The 21,264-nt window shown below is 65.8% G+C and carries 38 protein-coding genes and 1 tRNA gene; 30 read left to right on the plus strand and 9 right to left on the minus strand.

Features of this window, described 5'->3' with window-relative positions; genetic code table 11:
• Positions 1–2 precede the first annotated feature (2 nt).
• Positions 3–1,406: a rhamnulokinase family protein gene (locus tag AB0G28_RS08630; protein ID WP_361085301.1), complete on the plus strand. Its 1,404-nt coding sequence runs from the start codon at positions 3–5 to the stop codon at positions 1,404–1,406.
• 184 nt (positions 1,407–1,590) lie between these two features.
• Positions 1,591–2,874 (plus strand): tyrosine-type recombinase/integrase, encoded by a 1,284-nt coding sequence (locus AB0G28_RS08635; protein ID WP_361084837.1) that lies wholly within the window; start codon positions 1,591–1,593, stop codon positions 2,872–2,874.
• A 387-nt stretch (positions 2,875–3,261) separates the two neighbouring features.
• On the opposite strand, the gene AB0G28_RS08640 is transcribed toward AB0G28_RS08635, so the two are convergent.
• On the minus strand, positions 3,262–3,750 hold the full coding sequence (locus AB0G28_RS08640) for a hypothetical protein (RefSeq protein WP_361084840.1): 489 nt from the start codon (positions 3,748–3,750) through the stop codon (positions 3,262–3,264).
• Between the two features lie 386 nt (positions 3,751–4,136).
• On the opposite strand from AB0G28_RS08640, the gene AB0G28_RS08645 reads away from it, so the two are divergent.
• From AB0G28_RS08645 to AB0G28_RS08765, 25 genes are all read left to right on the plus strand, one after another.
• The gene (locus tag AB0G28_RS08645) at positions 4,137–4,406 is read left to right on the plus strand and encodes a helix-turn-helix domain-containing protein (protein WP_361084843.1); all 270 of its coding nucleotides are present in this window, start codon (positions 4,137–4,139) and stop codon (positions 4,404–4,406) included.
• Between the two features lie 66 nt (positions 4,407–4,472).
• Positions 4,473–4,697: a hypothetical protein gene (locus tag AB0G28_RS08650; protein WP_361084845.1), complete on the plus strand. Its 225-nt coding sequence runs from the start codon at positions 4,473–4,475 to the stop codon at positions 4,695–4,697.
• The gene (locus AB0G28_RS08655; protein WP_361084848.1) at positions 4,694–4,882 is read left to right on the plus strand and encodes a hypothetical protein; all 189 of its coding nucleotides are present in this window, start codon (positions 4,694–4,696) and stop codon (positions 4,880–4,882) included. Before AB0G28_RS08650 ends, AB0G28_RS08655 begins: the two co-directional genes overlap by 4 nt.
• 11 nt (positions 4,883–4,893) lie before the next feature.
• Positions 4,894–5,193, plus strand: a complete 300-nt coding sequence (locus AB0G28_RS08660) for a hypothetical protein (protein WP_361084851.1) — start codon at positions 4,894–4,896, stop codon at positions 5,191–5,193.
• 240 nt (positions 5,194–5,433) lie between these two features.
• The gene (locus tag AB0G28_RS08665; protein ID WP_361084854.1) at positions 5,434–5,850 is read left to right on the plus strand and encodes a hypothetical protein; all 417 of its coding nucleotides are present in this window, start codon (positions 5,434–5,436) and stop codon (positions 5,848–5,850) included.
• A gap of 72 nt (positions 5,851–5,922) precedes the next feature.
• Positions 5,923–6,198, plus strand: coding sequence for a hypothetical protein (locus tag AB0G28_RS08670; protein ID WP_361084857.1), 276 nt, complete (start codon positions 5,923–5,925; stop codon positions 6,196–6,198).
• A gap of 132 nt (positions 6,199–6,330) precedes the next feature.
• Positions 6,331–6,726 (plus strand): hypothetical protein, encoded by a 396-nt coding sequence (locus AB0G28_RS08675; protein ID WP_361084860.1) that lies wholly within the window; start codon positions 6,331–6,333, stop codon positions 6,724–6,726.
• On the plus strand, positions 6,726–7,286 hold the full coding sequence (locus tag AB0G28_RS08680; protein ID WP_361084863.1) for a hypothetical protein: 561 nt from the start codon (positions 6,726–6,728) through the stop codon (positions 7,284–7,286). Before AB0G28_RS08675 ends, AB0G28_RS08680 begins: the two co-directional genes overlap by 1 nt.
• Complete coding sequence (locus AB0G28_RS08685; protein ID WP_361084865.1) at positions 7,283–7,507, plus strand: hypothetical protein; 225 nt, start codon at positions 7,283–7,285, stop codon at positions 7,505–7,507. Before AB0G28_RS08680 ends, AB0G28_RS08685 begins: the two co-directional genes overlap by 4 nt.
• Positions 7,504–7,869, plus strand: a complete 366-nt coding sequence (locus AB0G28_RS08690) for a hypothetical protein (RefSeq protein ID WP_361084868.1) — start codon at positions 7,504–7,506, stop codon at positions 7,867–7,869. Before AB0G28_RS08685 ends, AB0G28_RS08690 begins: the two co-directional genes overlap by 4 nt.
• A 24-nt stretch (positions 7,870–7,893) precedes the next feature.
• Positions 7,894–8,319, plus strand: a complete 426-nt coding sequence (locus AB0G28_RS08695; RefSeq protein ID WP_361084871.1) for a hypothetical protein — start codon at positions 7,894–7,896, stop codon at positions 8,317–8,319.
• Complete coding sequence (locus tag AB0G28_RS08700; protein WP_361084874.1) at positions 8,316–8,678, plus strand: HNH endonuclease signature motif containing protein; 363 nt, start codon at positions 8,316–8,318, stop codon at positions 8,676–8,678. The genes AB0G28_RS08695 and AB0G28_RS08700 overlap by 4 nt, the downstream gene beginning before the upstream one ends.
• Positions 8,675–9,547 (plus strand): ParB N-terminal domain-containing protein, encoded by an 873-nt coding sequence (locus AB0G28_RS08705; RefSeq protein WP_361084877.1) that lies wholly within the window; start codon positions 8,675–8,677, stop codon positions 9,545–9,547. The genes AB0G28_RS08700 and AB0G28_RS08705 overlap by 4 nt, the downstream gene beginning before the upstream one ends.
• A 26-nt stretch (positions 9,548–9,573) precedes the next feature.
• Complete coding sequence (locus AB0G28_RS08710; protein WP_361084880.1) at positions 9,574–10,341, plus strand: DUF6551 family protein; 768 nt, start codon at positions 9,574–9,576, stop codon at positions 10,339–10,341.
• Positions 10,342–10,399: 58 nt separating this feature from the next.
• On the plus strand, positions 10,400–11,344 hold the full coding sequence (locus AB0G28_RS08715) for an HNH endonuclease (RefSeq protein WP_361084883.1): 945 nt from the start codon (positions 10,400–10,402) through the stop codon (positions 11,342–11,344).
• Positions 11,344–11,994 (plus strand): ATP-binding protein, encoded by a 651-nt coding sequence (locus tag AB0G28_RS08720; RefSeq protein WP_361084885.1) that lies wholly within the window; start codon positions 11,344–11,346, stop codon positions 11,992–11,994. Before AB0G28_RS08715 ends, AB0G28_RS08720 begins: the two co-directional genes overlap by 1 nt.
• Positions 11,991–12,182 (plus strand): hypothetical protein, encoded by a 192-nt coding sequence (locus AB0G28_RS08725; RefSeq protein ID WP_361084888.1) that lies wholly within the window; start codon positions 11,991–11,993, stop codon positions 12,180–12,182. The genes AB0G28_RS08720 and AB0G28_RS08725 overlap by 4 nt, the downstream gene beginning before the upstream one ends.
• Complete coding sequence (locus AB0G28_RS08730) at positions 12,179–12,460, plus strand: hypothetical protein (RefSeq protein WP_361084891.1); 282 nt, start codon at positions 12,179–12,181, stop codon at positions 12,458–12,460. Before AB0G28_RS08725 ends, AB0G28_RS08730 begins: the two co-directional genes overlap by 4 nt.
• Entirely contained in the window at positions 12,460–12,876 is a 417-nt protein-coding gene (locus AB0G28_RS08735) for a single-stranded DNA-binding protein (RefSeq protein ID WP_361084894.1), read from the plus strand. Before AB0G28_RS08730 ends, AB0G28_RS08735 begins: the two co-directional genes overlap by 1 nt.
• Positions 12,876–13,127, plus strand: a complete 252-nt coding sequence (locus AB0G28_RS08740; RefSeq protein ID WP_361084897.1) for a hypothetical protein — start codon at positions 12,876–12,878, stop codon at positions 13,125–13,127. Before AB0G28_RS08735 ends, AB0G28_RS08740 begins: the two co-directional genes overlap by 1 nt.
• On the plus strand, positions 13,124–13,342 hold the full coding sequence (locus tag AB0G28_RS08745; RefSeq protein ID WP_361084900.1) for a hypothetical protein: 219 nt from the start codon (positions 13,124–13,126) through the stop codon (positions 13,340–13,342). Before AB0G28_RS08740 ends, AB0G28_RS08745 begins: the two co-directional genes overlap by 4 nt.
• Entirely contained in the window at positions 13,339–13,881 is a 543-nt protein-coding gene (locus AB0G28_RS08750) for a hypothetical protein (protein ID WP_361084903.1), read from the plus strand. The genes AB0G28_RS08745 and AB0G28_RS08750 overlap by 4 nt, the downstream gene beginning before the upstream one ends.
• A gap of 127 nt (positions 13,882–14,008) precedes the next feature.
• Complete coding sequence (locus AB0G28_RS08755) at positions 14,009–14,173, plus strand: hypothetical protein (protein ID WP_361084906.1); 165 nt, start codon at positions 14,009–14,011, stop codon at positions 14,171–14,173.
• 240 nt (positions 14,174–14,413) lie between these two features.
• The gene (locus AB0G28_RS08760; RefSeq protein WP_361084908.1) at positions 14,414–15,130 is read left to right on the plus strand and encodes a hypothetical protein; all 717 of its coding nucleotides are present in this window, start codon (positions 14,414–14,416) and stop codon (positions 15,128–15,130) included.
• A gap of 235 nt (positions 15,131–15,365) precedes the next feature.
• Entirely contained in the window at positions 15,366–16,067 is a 702-nt protein-coding gene (locus tag AB0G28_RS08765) for a DNA cytosine methyltransferase (RefSeq protein WP_361084911.1), read from the plus strand.
• A 31-nt stretch (positions 16,068–16,098) separates the two neighbouring features.
• Here AB0G28_RS08765 and AB0G28_RS08770 read toward each other — a convergent pair whose 3' ends face one another.
• Complete coding sequence (locus tag AB0G28_RS08770) at positions 16,099–16,497, minus strand: hypothetical protein (protein WP_361084914.1); 399 nt, start codon at positions 16,495–16,497, stop codon at positions 16,099–16,101.
• Between the two features lie 108 nt (positions 16,498–16,605).
• Between AB0G28_RS08770 and AB0G28_RS08775 the strand changes: the two genes are divergently transcribed.
• Together AB0G28_RS08775 and AB0G28_RS08780 are read left to right on the plus strand one after the other, a co-directional pair.
• Positions 16,606–16,845, plus strand: a complete 240-nt coding sequence (locus AB0G28_RS08775) for a hypothetical protein (RefSeq protein ID WP_361084917.1) — start codon at positions 16,606–16,608, stop codon at positions 16,843–16,845.
• Between the two features lie 193 nt (positions 16,846–17,038).
• Complete coding sequence (locus AB0G28_RS08780) at positions 17,039–17,401, plus strand: hypothetical protein (RefSeq protein ID WP_361084920.1); 363 nt, start codon at positions 17,039–17,041, stop codon at positions 17,399–17,401.
• On the opposite strand, the gene AB0G28_RS08785 is transcribed toward AB0G28_RS08780, so the two are convergent.
• From AB0G28_RS08785 to AB0G28_RS08800, 4 genes are all read right to left on the minus strand, one after another.
• The gene (locus AB0G28_RS08785; protein WP_361084923.1) at positions 17,402–17,677 is read right to left on the minus strand and encodes a hypothetical protein; all 276 of its coding nucleotides are present in this window, start codon (positions 17,675–17,677) and stop codon (positions 17,402–17,404) included. It abuts the gene before it with no gap.
• 599 nt (positions 17,678–18,276) lie between these two features.
• Entirely contained in the window at positions 18,277–18,537 is a 261-nt protein-coding gene (locus tag AB0G28_RS08790) for a hypothetical protein (RefSeq protein ID WP_361084926.1), read from the minus strand.
• Positions 18,538–18,758: 221 nt separating this feature from the next.
• Positions 18,759–19,223, minus strand: a complete 465-nt coding sequence (locus AB0G28_RS08795) for a hypothetical protein (protein ID WP_361084929.1) — start codon at positions 19,221–19,223, stop codon at positions 18,759–18,761.
• Positions 19,224–19,231: 8 nt separating this feature from the next.
• Positions 19,232–19,843, minus strand: a complete 612-nt coding sequence (locus tag AB0G28_RS08800; protein WP_361084932.1) for a hypothetical protein — start codon at positions 19,841–19,843, stop codon at positions 19,232–19,234.
• Between the two features lie 80 nt (positions 19,844–19,923).
• Between AB0G28_RS08800 and AB0G28_RS08805 the strand changes: the two genes are divergently transcribed.
• Entirely contained in the window at positions 19,924–20,070 is a 147-nt protein-coding gene (locus AB0G28_RS08805; RefSeq protein WP_361084934.1) for a hypothetical protein, read from the plus strand.
• Positions 20,071–20,117: 47 nt separating this feature from the next.
• Here AB0G28_RS08805 and AB0G28_RS08810 read toward each other — a convergent pair.
• The 3 genes from AB0G28_RS08810 to AB0G28_RS08820 all read right to left on the minus strand — a co-directional run bounded on the left by AB0G28_RS08810 (position 20,118) and on the right by AB0G28_RS08820 (position 21,191).
• Positions 20,118–20,191 (minus strand) — tRNA-His (locus tag AB0G28_RS08810).
• A 162-nt stretch (positions 20,192–20,353) separates the two neighbouring features.
• Positions 20,354–20,686 carry a hypothetical protein gene (locus AB0G28_RS08815; protein ID WP_361084936.1) on the minus strand — a complete coding sequence of 111 codons (333 nt, stop codon included), beginning with the start codon at positions 20,684–20,686 and terminating at the stop codon, positions 20,354–20,356.
• A 37-nt stretch (positions 20,687–20,723) separates the two neighbouring features.
• Positions 20,724–21,191, minus strand: a complete 468-nt coding sequence (locus tag AB0G28_RS08820) for a helix-turn-helix transcriptional regulator (protein ID WP_361084938.1) — start codon at positions 21,189–21,191, stop codon at positions 20,724–20,726.
• Between the last annotated feature and the right edge of the window lie 73 nt (positions 21,192–21,264).

Raw genomic sequence — 21,264 nt, forward strand, 5'->3', positions numbered from 1 at the left:
GGGTGGCGGCGGTCGACCTCGGCGCGTCCAGCGGCCGGGTGATGGCCGGGACGGTCGGTTCCGGCACGCTGACCGTCGAGGAGGTCCGGCGGTTCCCGAACGGCGGAGTCCGCGCGGGGCCGGCGCTGTACTGGGACATCCTGGGGCTGTACCGCGAGACCCTCGCCGGGATCCGGGAAGCCGGCCCGCTGGACGGCGTCGGCGTCGACTCGTGGGCCGTCGACTACGGGCTCCTGGACGAGCGTGGCGCGCTGCTCGGCAACCCCGTCTGCTACCGCGACCCGCGTACCGACGGCGTGCCCGCCAAGGTGGCGGCCACGGTGTCCGCGCGCGAGCTGTACGACGTCACGGGGTTGCAGCAGCTGCCGTTCAACACGCTGTACCAGCTGGTGTCCGAAGGCGACCGGCTCGACGCGGCAGCCACGATGCTGCTCATCCCGGACCTGCTGAACTACTGGCTCACGGGGTCGATCGGCGCCGAGCGCACGAACGCGTCGACCACGCAGCTGTACGACGTCCGCGAACAGGCCTGGGCTGCTTCGCTCGCTTCGCGCGTCGGCATCCCGCCGCGGCTGCTGCCGCCGCTGCGCGACCCCGGCACGGTGGTGGGCCCGGCGCGGGAGCTGTCCGGGCTGCCGGTGGTGGCGGTCGGCTCGCACGACACGGCGTCCGCGGTGGTCGCGGTGCCGGCCTCACCGGGGACGAACTTCGCCTACATCTCCTCGGGCACCTGGTCGCTGGCCGGGCTGGAGCTGCCCGCGCCGGAGCTGGGTGACGCCGCGCTGGCCGCGAACTTCACCAACGAAGGCGGCGTCGACGGCACCATCCGGTTCCTGCGGAACGTGATGGGGCTGTGGGTGCTGTCGGAGACACTGCGCGCGTGGTCGTGCCCCGATGCGGAACTGCCCGGCCTGCTGGCGGCGGCTGCCGAGACACCCGCGTTGGCCGCGGTGGTGGACATCGATGCCCCGGTGTTCCTGCCCCCGGGCGACATGCCATCGCGTCTCGAGGCGGCCTGCCGGGCGACAGGCCAGCGCCCGCCCGAGGGCCGGGCCGCGGTGGTCCGGTGCATCGTGGACAGCCTGGCCCTGGCCCACCGCCGCACGATCCGCGAGGCGGCAGTCCTGGCGGGCCGCCGGGTCGACGTGGTCCACATCGTCGGCGGCGGCGCCCGCAACGCGCTGCTGTGCCAGTCGACGGCGGACGCGTGCGGAGTCCCGGTCCTGGCAGGGCCGGTCGAGGCGGCGGCGCTGGGAAACGTGCTGGTCCAGGCCCGCGCGCTGGGCGAGGACCTGCCGGACCTGGCGACGATGCGGGCGTTGGTGCGCGAGACCCAGACCGTCCACCACTACGAGCCGTCCGGCGCAGCGGACTGGGACGCGGCCGAAGCCCGCGTCACCTCCTGACCGCCACCCGTCGCCGAAAGTCCGTGAAGGCCTCCTTCCCGGCCATAAGAGCCGGTAAGGAGGCCTTCACGGCACACCGGGACGACCAACGAAGATGATCAAGGATCGCCGCAGGTCAGAGGCCCGTAATCGTGATCATGGGAGCTCTGGGCACGGTGGTCGTGGGAATACATTTCCCACGGAGTTGATCAGCTTCGGTCGGCCGGTTACCGTCACCGATGGGACGCCGCGCGTGCGCAAGCGAGAGGCAGCCCACGCGATGACAACCAAGACCCGCCGGAAGTCCGCCCCGAAGAACGAGGAGGCGGCGCCGGAGCAGCTGTCCAGCGGCCGGTGGCGCATCTACTACTGGCACCCTGTCAAAAAGGAGAAGCTCTGGGTCAAGAACCCCGAGCCCGGCTCCCGCGGTACCTGGCCGGATGAGTCCTCCGCCCTCCTCGCGCGCGAGGAGTACAAAGCCCGCCTCGACGGCGCCCTGATCGCCCAGGGCATCCCCGTCCAGCGCCAGACCCACAAGCCCGACGTCAAGACCTTCCGGCAGGTGGTCGAGGAGTGGCTGCCCCTCCAGGACGGCACCGCGCAGTCCTGCCGGTCCCGGCGCTCCTACCTCAACGTCCTGATGCGCCGATTCGGCGACACGCCGATGCCGGAGTTGAAGTGGGACACCTACCGGGAGTGGGACCTGAAAGAGAAGGACGCCGGCCGCGCCCCCGCGACCCGGGCGAACCGGCTGCTCTACCTCGGACAGGTCTTCCGCTGGGCCGTCAAGAAGGGGTACTGCCCGAAGGATGAAACGGAGGGGCAATCCGTGAAGGTTCGGCGGCTCATTCACCCCGAGGTGATCGGGCCCGACACCTTCGACAAGGTGTGCCAGCACGCCCCGGACTGGACGGTGGTGGCGTTCGTTCTCGCCTACGACTGCGGGCTTCGCGCGGGTGAGATCTGCGGCCTGACCTGGCGGCGGTTCGATCTGAACAGCCCTATCCCGACGGTCCTCGTCCGCGACGTCATGGAACCCGGAGGCACGCGTCGGGCCAGCACGAAAACCGGCGTCGAGCGGCTCGTGTCGCTGACGCCCCGCGCCGTCGCGATGCTGAAGGCACTGCGGGGTACCCGGCTGGGTGACGACGGCACGGATCACGTGGTCCGCAACAGCCGGAACAAGCCGATCGATCCCAGCTACATCAGCCGGCAGTGGCGCAACGCGTGGCGGCGTTCCGGCGTCCGCGAGCCCCGCCCGCGCTTCCACGATCTTCGCCACTGCGCCGCCACGCGCCTGGCGGCCACCGGGGCGCCGATCAAGGTAGTCCAGAAGATGCTCGGGCACACCAACCTCAGCACGACGACGAAATACGTGACGGACGCGGAGGTCGAGGAGATGTCTGCCTGGATGAACGTCGTCGGCCAGGGGCGGTTCGCCGTGGTCGACAACATGCCGACGCCTATCGACAAGAAGCCGGCGGCGTAAATACGAACGGTTTGCGGGGTCGAGATGCCCACCCGGATCTCGACCCCGCGAAATCGTTGACTAGGGGTGACTTTCGGCGTTAGGCACCTCGGTGCCTTGAAGCTGGTTAATCACCGTTAAGTCCTCGGCTGTCAGTAGGATGAACTTCCCGCACGGTCGCAGCCGGACCTCGGTGATTGCCCCCTCGGCATCTGGCCGAAGTTCCACCGGTAGCTTCTGCTTCGCATCTCCCACGACGAGCCTCAGTGCCGTCACGCGTCCATCCCCTCTCAGCACCACCGGGCAGCCATGGGTGGCGCCACGGGAATCTGGGTTACGTGAGGTACCCAGACGGCGGCATCAAATGATGCAGATGCACTAATATCACACCAAAGGTGCAGATGGCAGTTATTCCGTCGTATCCGAAGTGACACTTTCGGTCGATGTCACCCAGAGTGGAACCGTCCGTTTGGCGTAACGAACGACGTCGGCACGTTGCTCTGTCGTAGCCGCATCCACCACCTTGGCAAGTTCGACAATTGCGCGTCGCTTGCGGTCGGACATGTTGACCGTGAGCCGCAGGAGTCGCTCAACCACTTCTGCGCAGTCCTGCGTCTGCGGGTATAAGTCCTTTGCGAACGCCAGGAAAACTTCGTTGTACGAGCATCCGAGGAATGTGGCGATTGCGGAAATTCTCTCCGACTTTGGAATCCCGACGTATGTTGCCGTTCCCGGCTTGAAGATCCGGTTGATGACGTGCAGGTCCACGCCGACTTCTTCGGCGCGTTTCACCCTGTTCTTTGCGACACCATATTTTTCGAAAAGCGCTCGCACTTGCCGAAGATGGTTCAACTCGGGAGACAGTTCTTGGCTTTGCGTCGGGTTCGCGTTCGACATCGCTCTCGACCTTCCTTTGCTCCCCGGAGGCTCACGCCCGGCGAGGTTTGCCGCCTGGTGTCTGCCGCCGTAGTCACGCCTGTCGGACAGTTTGGCACGGTGTCGCAGTCATGTTGTCAGCATCTCTCTGTAAGCGCAGGTGCAGATACCTCCCGATCGGGGGATTTCGGCGGTTACTTAGCGGGCACATGGATCGCATGATGTCGCGTGACCAGGCGCTATAGCGCAATATTGGTAAAATCTGTCAGATTTCTTGATCTTCGGCGTGTCGTCGTGCAAGGGTCACAGAAGCCCCAACCGGCCCCGCTCGACGGAAACAACGACCCGCCCAAGCGCACGCGCGGACCGTCGACCGGAAGGGACCAAGAACGGAGAGGAGGGCCCGAGTGTTGGCCACCGCGGACGAGACGCGGCAGATGTCCATGCCCGAGTTCCTACGACGGAACGCGGTACCCCTCGACGAGGCGGTGGAGTATCTCCGGATCGACCGGTCAACCGTGTACCGCTACATCGAGGACGGCAAGCTCGCCCGGGTAAAGCACGGAGGCCGGACCTGGATTACGCGGCGATCCATCGATGAGTACGAAACATCGCTCATCGAGGAAGCCACGAAGGAACAGGGCCGCGCTGCCCGAGCGGCCAAGCGCGCCCACTGACCTGCGCGCGGCCGGGCTGACGCTACCCATTCCCGACCGCGCTCGATCCCCCGCAAAGGAACCCCGATGACTCAGACTCATCATCCCATTCCCAGGCGAGGCGGCCAACACCGCCGCCACAAAGGCGATATCGAGCTGCGGACCGTCGCCGCGATCTGGCAGCGCTACCACTGGGGTGTGCCGCCGTGGCCGATCGAGAACCTCGGGATGGGCAACTACACTCCCCGCCACGCCGCCAAGCCGGTTCGTCGGCGGGTGTACCTGCCCGACGAGGCCGGGTCGGCGCTGTGACCGAGATTCGCGGCCGGGCCCGTGAGGTGGTCCGTGGCCAGCTCCGACTGATCGACAAGACGCGCGCCGTGTACGCCGATGCCGTTTTCACCCGTATCGGACAGGCCGCCATGAAGATGTTCATCGCCGCCGCCGTGCTGCTGGTTGTCCTGATGGCCAGCATCGCGATCGTGTGGCTCAGCTAGAGAGGAAGTACATGCCCATCACCGAAGCTCCGTTCGACGTCGCCGGCATCACCGTCCCGGATGACCTCAGCGGGATCTTGCTGAAGAACCGCGACACCCCGACGTTCAACGGAGTCCTCGCGAAGAACCGCAAGATTGTCACACAGTTGCGTCGGCAGGCGTGGCCGGTTGCCGCCGCGCCCGACGAGGAGCAGCCGCCGGAGCCGAACGACGCGCCGGAGGAGACCCCGCAGCCTGCCCCGGACCCGACACCACAGTTCACCGAGCCCGGCGACGCGCCCGAGGAGGACACGCCGACCGCCGATCGGTAGTCGCATGAGCCGCACCCACGAATGCCCGGGTGGGTGCGGTGCTCCGGTTCCGAAGCATCGGTTCGCGTGTAACAGGTGCTGGTATCGCCTCCCCGTTCCCCACCGGACCGCGATCCAGCAGAACTACCGGCACCGCACTCCCGGCTATGCCTGCGCGCTCTACGAGGCGCATACCTGGTTCTTGGATCACCCGCTCGCCACAGAGGACAGACGCAGCAGCTCAGAAGGGCCTTCCCGGAGATGACCATCATGTTCCACGATCAGATCGACAGGCGGGCGCAGGCGTTCCGCGACGTCATCCGCGACTACGCCGAGCTTCCCCGGCCGCACAACACCGAGGTGCGCCGGGAGGGCGAAACCGGCGTGCGGATGCACTTTCTGCACCTCGACGACGTGATCGCTTGGGCCCTCCACTTCGGGACACCCCTCCAGCTCAAGCCGACCAGCATGTTTGTTCGGGCCAGCACCACCATCCTCGTCGAGGACGTGTTCATGCTCATCTGGACCCAGCTCGACCCCATCGAAGCGTGGGCGCTGCTGGTCAAGGCTGGCTACGACGCCACCGACCGCGAGTTCGAAGAGTCGTTCAAGGTCCACGGCGTCGAGATCCCCGCAAGCCACGCCTTCGCGATCAGCACCCTGGCCTCGGCCGGCTGACACAGACCGGGGTGGGGGCGGGTGATCCCGACGCACGCGCCCCCACCTCATCCCCACCCCCGAGGAGCGCACATGCCCATCAAGATCACAGGGCGTCTCCCGGCCGACAGCGGCCTGGAGGACATTTTCGACGAACTGGTTGCCAAGCCGCCCCGCGAACAGCTCATCATCGCCAGTATCCGATGCGTCCGGACCACGACCCTCGCGAGGGACGGCACGACTACCGCGGAGGTCAGCATCACTGCAGTCGAGGCACTCCCTGAGGCCACCGACCAGTGGGAGCGCGGCCGAGAGCTGCTCGACACGCGACGCGAGTTCCGCACCGGCAAGATGGAATTGCCGCTCTAGCAGACCGAACGTCATCCACCGACGACCCGCAGGCAGGGATCAGACACGACCGATCAGGCAGTCGATATCCGGGACCAGGCTGTAACTCTCGCCGTCCTGAAGGCGCTCAAGGAGCGCATCCGCGACCTCGAAATGGACATCAACGAACAGCTTCTGTCCGCGATGGACGAAGGTGATTCGAAGGCGGCGACCCTTCCCGACGGGGTACGCCTCGGCAAGTTCACGAAGACGCGTGGTCGCACCACTCCCACCGTGACCAACGAGCGCGCTTTGCTCGACTGGGTGGCCGAGCACTGCCCCGAGGAGATCGAGCAGCGCATCCGACCCGCGTTCCTCGACAAGATTTTCGATTCGGTCAAGCGTCACGGCGCCGCAATCGACTTCGCTACCGCCGAGGTCATCCCCGGCATTGAAGCTCGCTACGGCAACCCCTACATCTCCTTCCGCGGAGAGCCCGGCTACCAGGCCGTCGTCGCCGAGCGGTGGCACGAGATCGCCGGCCCGCGGCTGCTGGACGGTGATGCGTGATGGCCGTCGACCTGGGCGACTACAACGACGTCGCCAGCCGCATCGCCGAGTTCCGGGCCAAGTACCCCGAAGGCAGCCTGCGCCCGGTCAACACCAGTGCGCCCTACGCGATCGAGCGCATCGGCGACCAGATGTACCTCGTCGTTGTGGCTGCCGCCTACCGAAATCCCGACGATCCGACACCGGGCGTCGGGATGGCCTACGAACCCGTTCCCGGGCGAACCCCCTACACCCGCTTCAGCGAGCTGCAGAACGCCGAAACCGCGGCCTGGGGGCGCGCGATCGTCGCCGCGCTCGCCGCGGACACCCGCAAGGGTGTCGCTTCGCAGGAGGAAGTCCGCAACCGCGTTGCCGAGCGGGAACCCGATTCCGCCGCGGACCGCCTCCGTTCCGAGATCAAGGATCTCGCCGCGGAGCGGGGATGGCCGCTCTTGGACGTCATGCACGAGTTCGCTCGCCGGACCGAGCAGGACATCCGCGATGCGCCGGGAACCATGCTCAACGGCTTCCTCGCTTCTCTCCGAGCGGACGGGATGCCGGATCGCGAGTCCACGTCGTGATCCTCAGCTACACGCAGCGGACCATCCTGCACTTCATCCGTACCTACATCAAGGAAAACGGCTACCCGCCGACCGTCGCCGAAATCGCTGACGGCGTGAAGCTCCGCTCCAAATCCTCGGTGATCCACCAACTCAACACGCTGGAACGAGGCGGCTTCATTCGACGTGATGCCAACGTCGCACGGGGCCTCATCATCCTCACGGAGGCGGAACTGGAGTGACGGAACCCCTGGAGCACTTGGGGAACGTCAGCCGCCAGTATCAGCAGAAGGCCGCCGAGTATCGCGGGATCCTTGTCGCAGCAGCGAAAGCGGAGGCTGCACACAAGTCCGCGCGTGCGCAAGCGATTCTTCGCGCGAAAGCTGACGGAGAGCGCGTTTCCCACGCGACAGCCGAAACCATCGCCGAAGCCGACGACCGGATCGCCGCGCTCTACCTGGAGCGCCTGGTCACCGCAGCGGAAGCCGAAGCGCACAAGGCTCAGCTGCTCCAGCTTCGGGAGCAGGTAGCGAACGGCAGAACGTTCGTTGCCTCGGCCCGCGAAGTCGACAAGATGCACGCCGAAGGCCGAGCAGGAATCTAGGCCAGACTCCACAAAGGACATACGATGACAGCGGATACCCGCCGCTGGCGTGTTGGCACGCACTATGGCATCCACGCGTATGCGGAAAACCCCGGCAAGTTCGACGACGAGCCGATCTTCACGGCGCACGAGCGCGACACTGCCGAGCAAATCGTGTTCGAGCACAATGCGATTCACCTGCATCACCACGATGCGGATGACCAGCCGGCCGATATCCAGGTGGGCAAGCTGCTCTATGAGGTTGCTCGTCTCAAGGTTCAAATCCGCAGGCTTGAAGCGCGGAACGAAGACCTCGAACAGCGCGGGCTGTCGCAGGCTGGCCATCTCTTGAAGGCCAACGGCGACCTGCACAACCTCCGGATGCGCCTGATGGATCTGGCGGGGGCCGAGTCGTCGGCGATGCATCGCGCCGACGACGCCGCCGGCTGCGATGAAGCGGACTGCGTATGAACATCACCCAAGCGCGCCGCATTGTCGCCGCCCGCAGCGACGGCATGTGCGAGGTGTGTGGGCGAGGCAAGGCGACGAACATCCAGCACCGGAAGAACAGGTCGCAGGGTGGAACGTGGCGAGTCTCGAACCTGCTGCACGTCTGTGGCTCCGGCACCACCGGCTGTCACGGCTACATCCATGCCCACCCGCTGAAGTCCTACGCCAACGGGTGGAGCGTTCGGCAAGCGCGCGACCCCGCCGACATGCCCGCCTTGCTCTGGAAGCACTTCGGCCGTCACTACGTCTGGCTGCGCGATGACGGCAGCTGGGAGCCCGTCGACTTCACCGCTGGCGTCAACGGAAAGGACATCGCATGACAGCCCTCGCGTGGCGGCCTGACGTAGCGAAGGTTCATCCGGCGGCCGAGCTGTTTCCGCTGATGTCCGAAGAGGACTTTGCCGAGCTGGTGGAGGACATCCGGACGAACGGGCTTCTGGAGACGATCATGCTCACGCCGTCCGGAGAGATCCTCGACGGCCGCCACCGGCTCATGGCCTGTCGTGACGCGGGCGTGGAACCACGCTTCGCCACCCACAACGGCGACCCGTGGGTGTACGTGATCAGCCTCAACTTGCACCGGCGGCACCTCACTGACGTTCAGCGCGCCGTCATCGCGGGGAAGATCGCGATCCGGGCCCCAGGTGAACGTGAGCGGGATTCAAATGCCTCAGCTGAGGCATTTGAGCACCCGCCGCCGTCGCAGAAGGAGGCGGCGGATCTGCTCAAGGTTTCCCGGACCGCGGTGCAGCGGGCTCGCAGCGTGCTTCAGCGCGGCACTCCAGAAGTGGCTGCGCTCGTGGAGGAGGGCAAGGTTCCGCTCGCCACCGCCGATCGCGTCGTCCGCCTGCCTCCAGAAGAGCAAGAGGAGTTCGTCCGGAAGGTCGCCAGCGGGATGCGCCCTCGGGGGGCCGCACCACGCGAAAAGGACGGAGCCCCCGGTGCTCGGCGCGACCGGATTCATGCGTCGAGGAACGACAGTGGCGTCATCTCGCGCGATGCATTGCAAGCCATCGCGACGGACATGAACGGAATCGACCTCGCGCTCAAGACCATCACCAGCGCCGACCCCGACCTATCCGAGGAGGACCGCAAGAACTTCGACCGTGCGTTGACGAAGGGAATTCACGCACTGTCCAAGATCCGCAGGTACTTGCGGATCACCCAGGAAGGAGATACGCAGCCATGAAAGAACCCACAATCAAGACCATCCGGGTGGATCACCTGACGGTGGACCGCCGCGTCCAGCGAGCCATCGACCCCAAGCGAGCACGTGCCATCGCGGCAGAGCTGGACTTCGCCGCCCTCGGCACACTCATCGTCAGCCACCGCGCCGACGGCACCTTCCACGTCGTGGACGGCCAGACCCGCGTGGCCGCCCTCAAGGAAGCCGGCCACGGCGAATACGAGGCCGACTGCAAACTCTTCGAGGGCCTGACCCTGGCGGAAGAGGCGAAGCTGTTCAGGTTGTACAACAACACGAAGACGGTCCGGCCGACCAGCAAGTTCACCGTGCGCGTCATCGAGGGCGACCCGAAAGCGGTCGCACTCAATCAGATCCTCGAACGCAACGGCTGGAAGGTTACCGGCGCCGTCAGCCGCGGGCACTTCAGCGCCGTCGGAGCCCTGGAGTGGGTCTACGACGGGGCGAAGATCTATGAAGGCGGCAACCTCGACGCCTGCGACACCGTGGTCAACGTCCTCACCGTCGCTTTCGGGATGAACGAACACGGCGTCCGCGCCGAGCTGATCAAGGGCCTCGGCCTGGTAGTTCTTCGGTACGGTGAGGAACTGGATCTGCGCAAGCTGGCTACAGACCTGTCCACGCACGACGGTGGACCGCTGGGTGTCATCGGAGACGCCCGCCAGCTGCGAAGGCTGCGCAGCGCCAACATCGCCGATGCCATGGCCGAGGTCCTCGTCGGCATGGTCAACAAGGGGCGACGGACCAAGCGCCTCCCCGAGTGGCGCGAGGCCGCCTGAGGGGGCAACGACGGTCATGCAGCCGCCTTAAGTAGATCGAAGATCGAGGGTACGTCCGGTGGTGTGGTTCAAGATCGACGACGGGTTCTACGACCACCGCAAGGTTTTCGACCTCTCGGATAGCGCCGTGGCGCTCTGGACCCGGGCCGGAAGTTGGTCCGCACGCAACCTCACCAACGGGTTCGTGCCGGCCAACTTGCCCGCCCGGCTCTGCGGCGATCCCGAGACAGCTATCCGGGAACTCGTGGACCGCGCGCTATGGCAGCGAACCCGCGGAGGCTTCCAATTCCACGACTGGACCGACTACAACCCAACGGCCGAGCAAGTCAAGGCCAAGCGCGCAAAGGATATCCGCCGCGCGGCGATGCACCGAGACACGGCCCTGCTCGATGCAGTCCGCGCCCGCGACGGGGACAGCTGCCGCTACTGCGGGACGGTTGTCAACTGGGCAGATCGACGCTCCGGAGCAGGCGGCACATATGACCATGTCGACCCGGACGGGCCCAACACAACCGAAAACCTGGTCGTGGCATGCCGCAGTTGCAACAGCAGAAAAGGGCAAAGGACCCCTGAGCAGGCAGGACTCACGCTACGAGCCTCGATCCGTATTAAAAACGGATTCAATCCGGATCTAGAACGTACTAAAAACTCTTCTGCCCCCCGACCCGACCCGACCCGACCCGAACCAATGAAGAAGGAGACTCTGTCTGGCTCCCCGGACGCGGGCTTCGAAGAGTTCTACGCCGTCTACCCGCGCCGCGTCGGAAAGAAGGCCGCCTATGAGAAGTGGAAGAAGGCAGTCCGGGAGGGGGCTGACCCGACCACGATCACAGCCGGAGCGAAGCGCTACGCCGATGAACGGCGCGGTGAGAACCCCCGTTTCACGAAACACCCGTCAACGTGGCTGAGTCAGGGGTGCTGGGACGACGATCCCGCGCCTACGCAAGGCCACCTCGGGTTCCGCAACCCGAACGATCCCAACGACTACTACGGAGAACTGTGATGACAGCGGCGATTCCGACGCTGCCGGACACTCTCGGCGCCGATCCGGTCGTCATGGCGGAGAACATCCGCGACGGTGCCGAGCGGCTCGCCAAGCGACTGCCGGAGCGGTACCGGCGCGCCATGCCTACCGCCCCTGCCGTCACGGCCTGGGTTGCCGACGTGTTGGCGAACGTCCGCCAGCCCCACATGCCGGTGATCCGTACCGGGCCGTCCCTGCTGCTGCTCGGCCCAACCGGCACCGGCAAGACCTTCCAGGCGTACGGCGCTATCGCCGCCCTGGCGCTCTCCGGCGCCGCCTGCGGCTGGAGCTTCACCACCGCGGCCGACGCCTACGCCCGGCTACGCCCCCGGCCCAGCGTCGACCCCGAAGCCGAATTCGAGAAGCTCGCCAAGATCCCGGTCCTCGTCGTCGACGACCTCGGAGCCGCCAAGGCCACCGAGTGGACCGAAGAGATCAACTATCGGTTGATCAACTTCCGCTACGAACACCAGCTCACCACTCTGATCACCAGCAACGTCCCGGTCGCCAACCTCAAGATGTCCCTCGGCGACCGCGTCACATCCCGCCTGTCCGAGATGGCCACCCGCGCCGTCCTCGCCGGGCCCGACCGCCGGCGGCTGTTCAGCCGCGGAGAACAGGAATCATGAAGAACATCAAGCACGCCACGGACATCGTCCGGCTGATCACCGCCGTCCTCCTTGGGATCTCCGCGGGCTTCGCGGCCACCAAGAATGCCCGCGACCTCGTCCGATCCATCGCCGAGGACGAGGGCCTGGTGGAGAAGCTCGTGCACGAGGGACGCGACCAGCGGGCCCGGAAGGGCGAGGCGAAGTGAGTGTCGTCTACATCTCGATCGGCAACTCCGACGATCGTCTGTCGCAGCTGAAGTGGGCGTCCTACATCCACGAGTTCCGCGCCATCATGCGACTCATCCCCACGGAGATCCTCGGCGACTGGTACTCAGCGCCCGACTCGCCGTATCAGAACGCCTGCATCGCCGCCGTACCGGACGCCGGCCGGGACCGGCTTCGGCAGGAATTGGAACTGCTGCGCACCCAGTACGATCAGAAGTCGATCGCCTGGGCTGAGTGTCCCGAGACGGAGTTCCTGTAATGGCAGGTGAAACGAAGATCACCGTCGTCGGCAACCTGACCGCAGACCCCGAAATCCGCTTCACCCCATCCGGTTCCGCCGTCGCCAACTTCACCGTGGCGTCCACCCCGCGAACGTTCGACCGGCAGACCGGCAAGTGGGAGGACGGCGAAGCCCTCTTCCTTCGATGCAGCGTCTGGAACATGGCCGCCGAGAACGTCGCTGACGGCCTCGCCAAGGGTGACCGCGTCCTGGTGCTTGGAAACCTCGTCCAACGCGCCTACACGACGTCTGAGGGCGAGAAGCGCACCGTTGTTGAGCTTCGGGTGGACGAGGTTGGCCCGTCCATGCGGTACGCCACCTGCAAAGTGCAGAAGGCCACCCGCTCGGCGCAGTCCGCCGACGATCAGTGGACACGCGACAACCAACCCTTCTGATGGCTTTCATCCGGATCTGGTACGTGCCCCGGTCCCACACGTGGGGCAACCGGGGCGCGGCCTACCGCTGGCGCTGCGACGTCTGCCCACGCAGCAGCGGAACCCACCACTTCGACCGGTTCACCGACCGCATCCGCTACCGACCCGACACCCACCCGTGGCGGCGATGCATCGACGCCGTCGACCGGCACATCTGCAACTACCACCGCGGCCTGATATGGCCACGAAAGACCGAAAGGAACCGTCCGTGAGGGACGAGTCCCCGCCCAGCTTGATCGCCCTGGAGCGGCACGCCAAGGACATGGTGAACATCCTCGCCGCCATGCACGCCGCCACCTTCAACGCCGCAACCGCGCTTCGCGACATCCACTCCGCCCTCGTGGAAGCCAACACCGCTCGCGGGACCTGGGCCCGCGAGATCGCCGAGATCCTGAGCGCTGCCAGGGAGGAAAGCGAGAAGACGTGACCGACACAGCACAGGCGCGCGGAAGAGCTGCGCGCGAGAAAGGCATCCGCGCCGAACTCGGTCTGGCGAAGTACCTGCGGACCTGGTGGCCCGACGCCGAACGCGCCGTGGTCACCGGCTTCCGCGCCGGCGAGCACGTCAGCGCCGACCGCGGCGACATCCGCGGTACAGGTGACATCGTCTGGCAGTGCAAGCACGTTGCCGCCCTGACCGACACGCAGGTCGACGGCATCCTGAACCAGACTCGGGGCATGACCTTGGCGGCCGGCGCAGCATTCGGCGTCTTCGTTCAGCGACGGCAGGGAAAGTCCCAGCCCGGCGACTGGTGGGCGTGGCTCACCCTCGCCGACCTCAGCCAGCTGGCCAGCTCGGGCCGCTACCCGCTGCGTCCCGACCGCTACCCCTACCAGTTCAGCGGCCGACGAATGCCTCCCGTCCGGATGCTGCTGGCGGACGTCGTGCAACTGCTGATCGACGCCGGATATGGAGAAGACGACACACGGACCAGAATTGCCCACTCTGTGACTACGACGAAGTGATCGGCATGGAGATTCGGGGTGCCTACGACGGCGTTCTGTTCTGGGTATGCGACGCATGCGGCCACCGGTTCCACCGGTTCCCGGAGGGCCACTGGCTCCGCGAACGCGCAGAGAGGTATATCAACTCATGACCCGTACTGGCTTCTACGCCGGCCTAGGCTTCACCCTGTTCATGATCGGCCTGTTCATCTGGACAATGTGCGGCCAAGTGTTCTGGGCCGCCCTCGGTGCCGGTGCGATGGGATTCTGCTTCGTGCGCAGTGAACAGCAACGGGAAGACGAAGAGCGATGAACAACGTGGAACCCCGAGCCGAAATCCGAATGGCCGCGCACGAGCTACGCGAGCTGTACGTTGCACTACTGGGAGAAGGCTTCACTCAACCCGAGGCGCTCGCCATCCTCGGTCAGATCGTGGCATCCCGGACCAAGTGACACGACGAACCCCCCGGGGAAGGGGGCCGGGGGGTTCGTCTACGGGATTCGCAGCAGCCAAGCGTTGAACCATTTCGGAGCCTACCTCACGGAGGACGAAATGGACCACCGCTGTCGCCGCGGGCGCTTCTGCGCCAACCGCGAAGAGGTCGATGGCGTCATCGTCGGCCGCGCCATCCCCGCCGAGTACGGATTCTGCGACACCTGCGCCAGGCACGTTGAACAGGCGGTCCAGGCCCTTCCGCAGGACTACGTCCAGCTCAACGCGATCCTGGGAGGGGGCTCCACCGTCGGCGGCGAACCCGTCCGGATGACCAAGGATCTCCCCGTCCCCATTCGACTGCACATCGAAGCCCTGCAACGCAGCATGGTCGAGGAGGCCGACGCCTGGGCGGGCAGCCTCGCCCGGGTGCTTAACGTCGACTGGCATCCCCACGGAGGTACCCGGCCGGGCTGGCGCCTCACCCGCGCATGCCGGCTAATCGGCAACTCCTTGAGCGCCTTCTTGGCCCTCCGCGACGAGAAGCACATCATCTGGGAGTACGGCCACCGCTACGTCGCCCCCCGCGACGGCCTGGACGGAGCACTCAACTTCCTGTCACTCAGCTACAAAGCGCGGCTCTTCCTCGGGCAAACCAAGCTCGTGCACCACCTACCGGTTCCCTGCCCCCGATGCGACGCCATGGACCTTGTCCGCGAGGACGGCAGCGAACTGATTGAGTGCCGCGACTGCAACAGGACCTACAGCTGGACCGAATACGAACGCCTCTGCTTGATCCTTGTCGACCGCGAAGAGAAGGGACTGAACGTCGCATGAGTCGATCTCCCGAGATCATGCCTGGCTGGGAAGGTGCACAAGGCCCCTTTCCCGGGCAGTACAACGACCCGCACGTCTACGCCCGCGACATCCACTCCGGCGCCGGAAACTGCGTCTGCGGGCGCGCACTGGAAGCAATCGAGCATGTCCAGGCTGCGCCCGGTGTCCCAGTGCCGGAGTGGATGCGCCCCATGAAGCGCCCGACGGAGCTGAGCGAACGGAAGTTCCCGAACGGATGACGGTCACCATCGGGTCGCTTTGCACTGGCTATGGTGGACTGGATCTCGCCGTGCAGAAGGTGTTCGATGCCACGCTGGCGTGGTGGTCCGACATCGAACCCGGCCCCATCGCCGTGATGAACCACCACCACCCCGACATTCCGAATCTCGGCGACATCCGCACCGTCAACTGGGCCACCGTCGAGCCCGTGGACATCTTGACCGCTGGCTACCCCTGCCAGCCCTTCTCCGACGCAGGGAAGCGCCTTGGTACCGCAGACCCCCGCCACCTCTGGCCTTGGATCAAAACCGCCATTGGCTCACTACGACCCAGAATCGTCGTGCTGGAGAACGTCCCCGGACATCTTCGGCGTGGCTTCGACACTGTCTCCGCAGACCTTGCCGACCTGGGGTATCGCCTCACGTGGGGGATTGTGGCCGCTTCCGAAGTCGGAGCCCCCCACCTTCGGAAGCGCCTCTTCGTCGTTGCTGAAGACGCCGACAGCGCAGCTAGCAACCAACGGCGGCTCGCAGCATCCGGAGAAGAGGAAGCGGGGGGGGGCATGGCCCAACCCTCGCCGATGAAGTCGAGTGGACTCTTGCCGACCCCTCACGCCAACTGTGCAACCGGCCCGGGAAGGCAGGGACGCGAAGGCGGGATGAACCTCCAGACAGCGACAAACCTTCTGACGCACAAGGAGATTCCGGATGCCTCCTGACAATGCTCCCGACACCGCGAGCGACCGACGGCTACAAGGGGGGGCCGAACATGCGCGGCAGCTCAGGCGATCCGATGTTGCCCATGGTTGCCGTGACGCTCCTCCCCACTCCGACCACCCGGGACTGGAAGTCGGGCACGGGAGTGGCCGCGACGAATTCTCGTCCGCTCAACGAGACGGCGGCCAGGATTGGGGTGTCTACGCCGAAGCGATCCGCCGATGGGAACGAATCATCGGCGTCCCGCCGCCGGCGCCAACCGTGATCGGCGCCCGCGGGGGACGTGTGCTCAACCCAGCCCTCGCCGAATGGATGATGGGCATCCCTGGCCGCGTCACCGACGTTCCGGGCATCAGCCGAAACGAGCAGCTGAAGCTGATCGGGAACGGAGTCGTACCGCAGCAAGCCGTACACGCCGTTCGCGTCCTCCACGGCCGCCTCCGAGACGAGTGCATGCCTGCCGGGGTGACCACAACACGAGATGCGGGGCCACTGGAGCGGCCTGCGCTCTTCCGCAAGCGACCAGTCGAGGTCCAGGCCATGAGGTGGACCGAGGGGAATCCTGACCTGATTGTGCAGTGGGTGCGTTCCTGTGTCGGTCCGGGGTATATCGCTGCGGTGTGGCGCGGCATGGACTACGAGGTGAGGATCAATACCCTGGAGGGGCCGATGAAGGTGTCCCCGGGAGACTGGGTGATCCGCGGCGTGAAGGGTGAGTTCTACCCCTGCAAGCCGGACGTGTTCGATTCAACCTACGAAATCGTCGAGGCGAACGAATGAGCAGGATAGCCAGCGACCCGACGACCGATCTCTACGTTGTCAAGTTCCTGTCCACCAATCGCGGGATGACCGCCAGGTACTTCGAGCTGCATGCCGCGACCCCCCGGGATGCCGTTGCTGCGTTCCAAAGGCTCTTCCCCCGCGGGATCGTCGTGGATGTGTTCCCACCACCGGTGCCCCCGGAGGCGTGGGCATGAGCAGGACCTGGCCCTGGCCGGCCGACACCGTACTTGAACGCGCCCGGCGAGTAGCGCAGATCTACCGCCACCATCTGCTGCGGGTAGACCCCGATGTCTGCGCCGACCTCGATGCCGCGATGGCCGCGATGGGACAACCATGGGTGGTCCCATCGCGGAGTACCTACGTTGACACCGATCTTTTGACCGCGGATCTCGCAGCTGCCGAGATGCGGGTTGCCCGGCGCACGATCTACGCGTGGCGCGAACAAGGCCTGCGCGTCATTGCGACACCGGATGGACCGAGGTACCGCGTCGACGACCTGCGCCAGTTCGTCTCCGAACGCCGAAGGCTGCGGTCGCAGCGTCGCAAGCGGTAGTCACGGCTGGATCGCGTGCCAAGCCTCGGCGGATAACAGCATCTGTATCCAGACCTGAGTTTCGTTGATCGGTTCATCGTGGTAGCGGTGCAGCCCGAGAGCCCGCAACAGCCGCACGGCCGGGTCCTTGGCTTCGGCGGCGCAGTACACCGAAACCGACCAGTCGGGATGGTGGCTCAGTCGTTGGTATGCCACCGTCCGGGCCGACACCTGCGCCTGGACGCCCCCCAGCGCCAGTTGGGCCCGAACGAACTCCGCCGGATTTCCTTGCGCCATGACAGCTACCCCTTTCCGGTGCCCAGAATCCGAATCGCCTCGTCCACACTCCGTGCACCGCCGGGAATCTCGCAGGCCTTGATCCGGGGCGTGGCTTGCGCCCACACCCGCCACTTCGGGGTGGATTTCTCCGTGTTGAGGTCCGCGAACCCGAGCAGTCGAGTTCCGGCCCAGACGTACCATCGCCCGTCCTGCCGCGAGTCACGGCCGATCCCATACCGGCTTCGGTGCAGTTCCATGCCCGTCTGACTATCCTTTCGGCTGCCGGGGCCCGGCACTCCAGGGGTGCCGAGCCCCGGTCCTTGCCCCCTTTTACGACGACGCGCGTGCCGGCCGGCGCCGTGTGATGAGCCCGCACAGCACGGCAAGCGCCCCGACCACAACCAGGAGCCAGAGCCACCACGTTGGCCCCCGCACCGCCCACTCGCACGCCAGAACCCGGTCCTCCGGGACCGAACCTCCGAACAACACACTCCCGCACGGAGCCGACGTGTTGTCCGAGTGCGGGACCAGGCCCACCACGACGCCGATGAACAGCAGTACCAGCCCACTGCCCAGGAGGCCATTCGACCATCCCGTCGGCTTCAGCGAATCCGCCATTACTTTCCCCTTCCCCGAGCGGCCAGAACCCGCTCCATCTCCTTGAGTACGACCTCACCGCGGTCGGTGAGGTACATCCGGTGCAGCTCCCCCAGAGGTGCGATGTCCACGGCCGTCTCCCACAGTCCGGCGACCTCGTCTCGTATCAACCAGGTGACGGCCCAGCTGTCGCCCTGCGGCATCCACGTCACGAACTCGTGGCCCCGGCGCACCGTCTTCACCAAAAAGGCTTTCATCTCACCGTCGGCGATGGCTTGCAACCAGCGACGGCGTGGCTCACTCGGCCGGAGACTCGGCGGCAGTGCACAGGAAACCACTCGTAATTTGGGCACGTGAAAACCTCTCGTGTTTGCGCCCCCGAACAATGAAATGCGTTGATATGCGCCAGCGCGCGCGGCGACGATAGCCGCGAACGCGAATGGTGCGCAGGGGGTGCGCACGGTGGTAACGTTTTGCGCGGTACCCCCTGCGCAAAACCTGGTCAGGTGCTCTTGCGTCGGCGTTGCGCCGCGGGCGCCTTCCGGGGAACGCGGGCGCTCGGCGACGACCCGCCGACCCGTGCGCGGCTGCGTGCCGCTTCCTGCTTCGCTTCCTCGGCCACGAATACCGCGTTGATCTCGTGCGCTCGCACATCGCGCGGATAGATCCGGATACCTTTGACCAGGTAGTCCTTATCGCCGTACTTCTGCGCGGGCTTCAGGATCGTTACGGCGCCGTCCGGGTGCCGGAACGCCAGCTCAACCTTCTGGAACTTGCACTGGCGCTTCCCAACCTTGTTCATACACTGCGCCGTGCGTTGAACGTTGGCGCGAGGGTGGTTGTAGATCTGCTGCCACCCACTTCGCCGCCAGGTGTGGCCCTCTCTGCACATCCGATACAAGGGGTCGTCCAGGTACTTCTCCTTGTCGGTTGCCGGCTCCTCGGGCGCCTTCTTGGCTTTGGGCATGATCCCGTTCACCTCGCCTTTCCGGCTGTTACCCGCCGTCGCCGAGGCTTCGCCGCAGCGGGCGGTGTGCCGATCGGCGGGATCAACGCCTGTTCTTCTTCGACGGTCTCCTCAGCCAGCGCCTGCATGGGGACCCAGACCTCCCGCGTCCACGCAAACCCGATTTTGTCGGGCAGTACGCCAGTGTGAGTTTTCGAGATCTTCCCGAAGCGCGGCTTGCCGTCCACCCTCTCGTTTTCTGCCCACTTCCAGATCGTTTCGCGGGCCGCCTTGTACTCGGCCTTGGTCGCCGTATTCGCGCCTGCGGGTGTCCGCCACCAGACGACATCTACGCGCGGGTCCGGTCGCTGGAACCCGCGGTCTGTGAAGACGCCCACGTTGGGGAACGGGTTCATGTCTGGCGGGATCTCCAGCTTGGGCTGCTTCCCGAGATGCTGTGCCGCGTCAAACCATGGACGGAAGCTATTGTCGAACTCGGTGTAGCAGTCGCCACATAGGTCGATCTTGCACTGCTTGCCGAAGAGGCCGAACTGCTCGTCGAAGACGGCAGCGTCCCGGCTACGTCCGTGACGCGTCTTGCACCAGTCGCACGTCTTGCGGACGATGGTTTCTGTTGCCATGGATCAAGAACTTTCGTGACGTTGAAGGGTCTTGTATGTGCGACTGCCTTTCTCTACGTCGTGCCGCAGACCTCCTCAACGTGCGCGCTAAACTCCTGGCCGATCTGGCCAAAGCTGGCCACGTCGGGTACCACATGCACGGCGACCGCATGGGGATCACCCGTGACGGTGTCGCGGATCTGCGCTGGCAGCTGCTCACCGCGCGCGTGGACAACGACGCTGCCTAAACGGCATTCCATTATCGGGTGGTGCTCCTCCATTGGGGACGTGCTTGTACCGCCTGCGGGATTCGAACCCGCGACCATGCCTTCATAAGGGGCGCGCTCTACCGACCTGAGCTAAGGCGGCTCGTGCGAATTGCTATCTACCTTCTCGGGACCGAACTGTTGGCCGTCGACTTCGGTGGTTCGGCTGAACCCGAGTCGGGAGTTGGACCAGGAGCAGCCGGACCCCTATTCGAGCTGGGGTTCCGGCCGCCGGAACCGGACGTTGAATGCGCTCCCTCAGCGCTCAGGGCTCAACCAGCTCCACCGAGCCGGCCGCGGTGATGTCGTCAACGACGGCCGACATCCTCCCCATAGTCACCCGGTAGTGCGGCTGACGCTCCACGCCGGTGATGATGAACCCCGCCCGGCACGGGCCGGTCCCCAGCGGCTCTTCCACGTGCGGGTTGCCGTCCAGGTGCTCGCCATCCAGCGTGTACACCTGCGGCAACGGCCGGGTCATCAGCAGGTCGCAGGATGCCACCGCCGTACCGGACACGTCGGTGAGGTCCGGCTGGGTGGCGGCGTGCCAGGCGACCACCCCGGCCGCCACCAGGCCGCCGGCGAACATGGCGGCCATTATCGATCCTCCGCCGCTCATTGGCGGCCTCCCTTCCTCAGCCAGCTCGACGTTGTTCGCCGAGCCGAGCATGGACAAACGATTCCAGATCCGTGATCCGCTGCTCCATTTGTCGGATCTTGACCTTGGCCACTCGGAGTTCCCGATCCCGGGCTGCTTCCCGCGTCTCCGGCGTCGTGATCGGCCCGTGCGTGCTGTGTGCCACCCGCTGCGGAGGCGTGTCCGGCAGATCGTGTGGGTCGTCGTCGAAGCCGTAGGTCCCGTCGAGCAGGCCCGGCAGCCACCGCGGATCGAACCCGAGGGCGACCGACACGCTGGCCAGCATCTGCCAGTCCGGCACCGCGCCCGTCCGGTAGATCAAACGACTGCGGAGGGCTGCCACGTTCACGCCGATCTGGCGGGCGAGTCGCTCCTGCGACATGCCCTGGCTTCTCATGTGGCCCCGGACGAGTTTCGCAATCTTGCCCGTGCGGTAGTCCTGCTCGTGCTTGTTGAACGTTGTCATTCGTCACCGTCCGATCTCGCGCACCACGTTGCAACGTCCGGGAACGTTAGTCCCGTATCCGTGGCAAAATCTA

Origin of the sequence: Amycolatopsis sp. NPDC021455, assembly GCF_040640995.1 — a bacterium.
GTDB lineage: Bacteria > Actinomycetota > Actinomycetes > Mycobacteriales > Pseudonocardiaceae > Amycolatopsis.

What these genes read in the sequence shown, in the direction of transcription:
- AB0G28_RS08740 (WP_361084897.1), top strand. Translation starts at nt 12,876, where the DNA reads ATGGCTTTCATCCGGATCTGGTACGTGCCCCGGTCCCACACGTGGGGC.
- AB0G28_RS08775 (WP_361084917.1), top strand. Translation starts at nt 16,606, where the DNA reads ATGAGGTGGACCGAGGGGAATCCTGACCTGATTGTGCAGTGGGTGCGT.
- AB0G28_RS08735 (WP_361084894.1), top strand. Translation starts at nt 12,460, where the DNA reads ATGGCAGGTGAAACGAAGATCACCGTCGTCGGCAACCTGACCGCAGAC.
- AB0G28_RS08725 (WP_361084888.1), top strand. Translation starts at nt 11,991, where the DNA reads ATGAAGAACATCAAGCACGCCACGGACATCGTCCGGCTGATCACCGCC.
- AB0G28_RS08695 (WP_361084871.1), top strand. Translation starts at nt 7,894, where the DNA reads ATGACAGCGGATACCCGCCGCTGGCGTGTTGGCACGCACTATGGCATC.
- AB0G28_RS08660 (WP_361084851.1), top strand. Translation starts at nt 4,894, where the DNA reads ATGCCCATCACCGAAGCTCCGTTCGACGTCGCCGGCATCACCGTCCCG.
- AB0G28_RS08800 (WP_361084932.1), bottom strand. Translation starts at nt 19,843, where the DNA reads ATGGCAACAGAAACCATCGTCCGCAAGACGTGCGACTGGTGCAAGACG.
- AB0G28_RS08650 (WP_361084845.1), top strand. Translation starts at nt 4,473, where the DNA reads ATGACTCAGACTCATCATCCCATTCCCAGGCGAGGCGGCCAACACCGC.
- AB0G28_RS08815 (WP_361084936.1), bottom strand. Translation starts at nt 20,686, where the DNA reads ATGGCCGCCATGTTCGCCGGCGGCCTGGTGGCGGCCGGGGTGGTCGCC.
- AB0G28_RS08670 (WP_361084857.1), top strand. Translation starts at nt 5,923, where the DNA reads ATGCCCATCAAGATCACAGGGCGTCTCCCGGCCGACAGCGGCCTGGAG.
- AB0G28_RS08720 (WP_361084885.1), top strand. Translation starts at nt 11,344, where the DNA reads ATGACAGCGGCGATTCCGACGCTGCCGGACACTCTCGGCGCCGATCCG.
- AB0G28_RS08780 (WP_361084920.1), top strand. Translation starts at nt 17,039, where the DNA reads ATGAGCAGGACCTGGCCCTGGCCGGCCGACACCGTACTTGAACGCGCC.
- AB0G28_RS08795 (WP_361084929.1), bottom strand. Translation starts at nt 19,223, where the DNA reads ATGCCCAAAGCCAAGAAGGCGCCCGAGGAGCCGGCAACCGACAAGGAG.
- AB0G28_RS08680 (WP_361084863.1), top strand. Translation starts at nt 6,726, where the DNA reads ATGGCCGTCGACCTGGGCGACTACAACGACGTCGCCAGCCGCATCGCC.
- AB0G28_RS08700 (WP_361084874.1), top strand. Translation starts at nt 8,316, where the DNA reads ATGAACATCACCCAAGCGCGCCGCATTGTCGCCGCCCGCAGCGACGGC.
- AB0G28_RS08820 (WP_361084938.1), bottom strand. Translation starts at nt 21,191, where the DNA reads ATGACAACGTTCAACAAGCACGAGCAGGACTACCGCACGGGCAAGATT.
- AB0G28_RS08675 (WP_361084860.1), top strand. Translation starts at nt 6,331, where the DNA reads ATGGACATCAACGAACAGCTTCTGTCCGCGATGGACGAAGGTGATTCG.
- AB0G28_RS08705 (WP_361084877.1), top strand. Translation starts at nt 8,675, where the DNA reads ATGACAGCCCTCGCGTGGCGGCCTGACGTAGCGAAGGTTCATCCGGCG.
- AB0G28_RS08760 (WP_361084908.1), top strand. Translation starts at nt 14,414, where the DNA reads ATGGACCACCGCTGTCGCCGCGGGCGCTTCTGCGCCAACCGCGAAGAG.
- AB0G28_RS08785 (WP_361084923.1), bottom strand. Translation starts at nt 17,677, where the DNA reads ATGGCGCAAGGAAATCCGGCGGAGTTCGTTCGGGCCCAACTGGCGCTG.
- AB0G28_RS08665 (WP_361084854.1), top strand. Translation starts at nt 5,434, where the DNA reads ATGACCATCATGTTCCACGATCAGATCGACAGGCGGGCGCAGGCGTTC.
- AB0G28_RS08640 (WP_361084840.1), bottom strand. Translation starts at nt 3,750, where the DNA reads ATGTCGAACGCGAACCCGACGCAAAGCCAAGAACTGTCTCCCGAGTTG.
- AB0G28_RS08755 (WP_361084906.1), top strand. Translation starts at nt 14,009, where the DNA reads ATGACCCGTACTGGCTTCTACGCCGGCCTAGGCTTCACCCTGTTCATG.
- AB0G28_RS08765 (WP_361084911.1), top strand. Translation starts at nt 15,366, where the DNA reads ATGACGGTCACCATCGGGTCGCTTTGCACTGGCTATGGTGGACTGGAT.